Genomic DNA, 3,415 nt, shown 5'->3' on the forward strand with positions numbered 1-3,415 from the left:
CAGGACGATGGGGGAGTGGAGGTGAGGGGTCGTCGGCAGCAGAAGAGGTGTAGAAGGGACAGGGCCTGGGTGAGAGACTTCATACGCTGGTACAACCACGAACATCGTCATAGTCGCATCCGCTTCGTCACACCGGCCGAGCGCCATCGCGGAGAAGATCATGAGGTGCTGGCGCGGCGGGATGCGCTGTACCAGCAAGCCCGCGCTGAACGACCGGAACGCTGGTCAGGCAACACGCGTAATTGGCAACCGGTAGGGACGGTGATGCTCAACCCCGAGAAGCAGGAAGCGACTCAGAATAAGGCGGCATAACAAAATGGTCGGCACGACAACTACGTTGACAAACACCGCACCTCGCACCTCGCACCTGCTTTTCCTAGCCCCTAGCCCCTAACCCCTAGCCTCTAGCCGCTGCTTTTACCTAGCCCCTGCTTTTCACCCCCTTCGCGGCAAGCCGACAGACAGCAATGCAGCCAAGCCAACAAACAGACTCGACACCCAGAGGCAGGCCTCCAGGCCCGCGGTTTGATACAGCCAGCCCGACAGCAGAGTGCCGACCAGGCGCCCCATGGCATTGGCCATGTAGTAAAAGCCCACATCCAGCGAGACGCCGTCGCTACTGGCGTAACTGACAATCAGGTAACTATGCAGGGATGAGTTTATCGCGAAGAGCACGCCAAACAGCATCAGGCCTCCGAGCAGCACAGTGGCGGTGTCCAGCCCGGTATTGAGCCCCAGGGCGATTGCCGCCGGCAGCACCGAGAGCGCCAGCGCCCAGACAAAGGCGCTGCGCCCGTCGGGCACTTGCCCGGACTTGCGCCCGGTCAGCCAGGGCGCAACGGACTGCACCAACCCATAACCGATAACCCAGAGCGCCAGAAAGCTGCCAACCGACCAGTGATCCCAACCCAGGGAGGTCGCCAGAAACACCGGCAGCGCCACCACGAACCAGACATCCCGGGCGCCGAACAGAAACAGCCGGGCCGCCGACAAGCGGTTGATCGCCGCGCTCTTGGAGAACAGATCGCGGAATTTAGGCTTGACCCTGGCCCGCCCCAGATCCTTCTTAAGCAGCACAACACTGCCGAGCCAGACCAGCGCCAACATCACCGCCATCACAGCCACCGCCAGCTGGAAGCCCAGCAGGCTGAGCAGGGCACCGCCCAGAAAGAAACCCACGCCCTTGAGCGCATTCTTGGATCCCGTCAGCAGCGCGACCCAGCGATAGAGCGCGCCCTGGGCTTCCACCGGCACCAGCAGCTTGATGGCGCTCTTGGCGCTCATCTTGTTCAGATCCTTGGCGATACCCGACAGCGCCTGGGCTGCCATCACCCAGGCCACCGTCAGGCTGGCCGTCGGCACTAACAGCATGGCCAGCGCCACCACTTGCAGCGCCAGGCCCAGATTCATGGTGCGATTCAGGCCCAGGCGCGCGCCCAGCCAGCCCCCCAGCAGATTGGTTACCACGCCGAAAAGCTCATAGAACAGAAACAGCAGAGCAATCTGCAACGGGCTATAACCCAGGGCGTGGAAGTGCAGCACCACCAGCATGCGCAGGGCGCCGTCAGTGAGGGTGAAAGCCCAGTAGTTGGCCGTCACCAGCAGGTACTGACGCACTCCGTCTGAAAGCGAGGCCAGCATGTCAGGCGACCTTATCCCGCAGGCCCAGCATGAGCGCCAGCTCCGCCACCCGGTTGGCGTAACCCCACTCATTGTCGTACCAGGCATAGAGCTTCACCTGGGTGCCGTTGATCACCAGGGTCGAAAGAGCATCAATAATGCTGGAGCGCGGATCTGTCTTGTAATCCACCGACACCAGCGGGCGCTCCTCGTAGCCGAGAATGCCTTTGAGTTCGTTTTCGGCCGCCTGCTTAAGCAGGGCATTAACTTCCTCCGCCGTGGTGGCGCGCTCGACCTCGAACACACAGTCGGTAATGGAGGCATTAGCGAGCGGCACCCGGATGGCGTGGCCGTTCAGGCGCCCCTTGAGTTCGGGAAAAATCTCGGTGATGGCCGTGGCGGAACCGGTGGTGGTCGGGATCAGGCTGGTGCCGCAGGCACGTGCCCGGCGCAGATCCTTGTGGGGCGCATCCAGTATGGTCTGGGTATTGGTCAGATCGTGGATGGTGGTGATGGAGCCATGGCGAATACCAAGCCCCTGCTGAATCACCTTGACCACCGGCGCCAGGCAGTTGGTAGTGCAGGACGCCGCCGTGACTATGCGGTGCTGTGCCGGATCATAAAGGTCATGGTTCACGCCCATCACCACATTCAGCACACCCGCCTCCTTCACCGGCGCCGTCACCAGCACCCGCTTTACACCCTGATCCAGATAAGCCTGCAGCAGCCCGCAGGTTTTCATCTTGCCGGATGCCTCAATCACCAGATCGCAGCCCGACCAGTCGGTCTCGCCGATGGCGCTGTTGCGACTGGTGCGGATGCGCTTCTCTCCCACCAGAATGGCATCACCCTCGCTGCCGGCTTCATGCTGCCAGCGACCATGAATCGAATCGAAGGTCAACAGATGCGCCAGAGTCGCTGCATCACCCGCCGGATCGTTGATCTGCACGAACTCAACTTCCGGCCAGCCCCAGGCCGCCCGCAACGCCAGCCGCCCCATGCGGCCAAAACCGTTAATACCAATCTTGATGGTCATGTTTTTGATTACCTTAAGTTTTTATTAAAAAAGCAGGGGCTAGGGGCTAGGGGCTAGGGGCAAGATTAAAGCGCAAGCAGAAAGAAAACGAAGACTGCTCTTGCTCTTGCTCTTGCTCTTGCTCTTGCTCCATCTTTTCCTCGCCCCTAGCCCCTCGCACCTCGTACCTGCTTTTACCTCGCCCCTCGCACCTCGTACCTGCTTTTACCTCGCCCCTGCTCTTCACCTAGCACCTGCTTTTCACCTTGCCCATGCCGTCCAGACGTTGCTGGCTGACTTCAAGCCAGGACTGGTTGGCGGCCAGGGTCGTGGCCAGCACTTCCCGCACCCAGGCAGCCAGCTCCGGATGCAGCCGGTAATAGATCCATTGTCCCTGGCGCCTGTCTTGCAGCAAGCCACACTTGCGCAACTGCGCCAGGTGACGCGATATCTTGGGCTGACTTTCATCCAGCGCACAGATCAGCTCGCACACACAGAGTTCCTGCTCACGCTGTATCAACAGCAACATGCGGGCACGGGTCTCATCTGCCAGACACTTGAAAACCTGGGTCGGCGTTAGCGAATCGATCATCGTTATCCTTAATGGTTAGCAGGCAGACCAGCACCAGAAGCTGGTGCATGCCTCAATGCAGGCATCATATCTAACATATGGCTAATCGCATATATGAAATAACATATATCTTATGAAATATTTGTGACGTGAAAAACAGGAGCGAGAGAAAAGAGCAGATGAAAGGGGCTAGTGTAGTGTTTCATTCT

3 protein-coding genes and 1 pseudogene are annotated in these 3,415 nt (G+C 59.7%); 1 reads left to right on the forward strand and 3 read right to left on the reverse strand.

Annotated elements, in window-relative coordinates; all coding sequences use genetic code 11:
• A pseudogene (locus MPRO_RS21065) lies at positions 1-312 on the forward strand (hypothetical protein); the annotation flags it as partial.
• A gap of 123 nt (positions 313-435) precedes the next feature.
• Here the strand turns inward: MPRO_RS21065 and arsJ are convergent.
• The 3 genes from arsJ to MPRO_RS21085 form a co-directional block, all read right to left on the reverse strand.
• A complete protein-coding gene (gene arsJ, locus MPRO_RS21070) occupies positions 436-1,641 on the reverse strand; it encodes an organoarsenical effux MFS transporter ArsJ (protein ID WP_067297967.1) in 1,206 nt (401 codons plus the stop codon).
• A 1-nt stretch (position 1,642) separates the two neighbouring features.
• Positions 1,643-2,656, reverse strand: a complete 1,014-nt coding sequence (locus tag MPRO_RS21075; protein WP_067297971.1) for an ArsJ-associated glyceraldehyde-3-phosphate dehydrogenase — start codon at positions 2,654-2,656, stop codon at positions 1,643-1,645.
• Positions 2,657-2,882: 226 nt separating this feature from the next.
• Positions 2,883-3,227, reverse strand: coding sequence for a metalloregulator ArsR/SmtB family transcription factor (locus MPRO_RS21085; RefSeq protein ID WP_067297977.1), 345 nt, complete (start codon positions 3,225-3,227; stop codon positions 2,883-2,885).
• Positions 3,228-3,415: the final 188 nt, after the last annotated feature.

This window comes from Marinobacterium profundum (assembly GCF_001528745.1).
GTDB classification, from domain to species: domain Bacteria; phylum Pseudomonadota; class Gammaproteobacteria; order Pseudomonadales; family Balneatricaceae; genus Marinobacterium_A; species Marinobacterium_A profundum.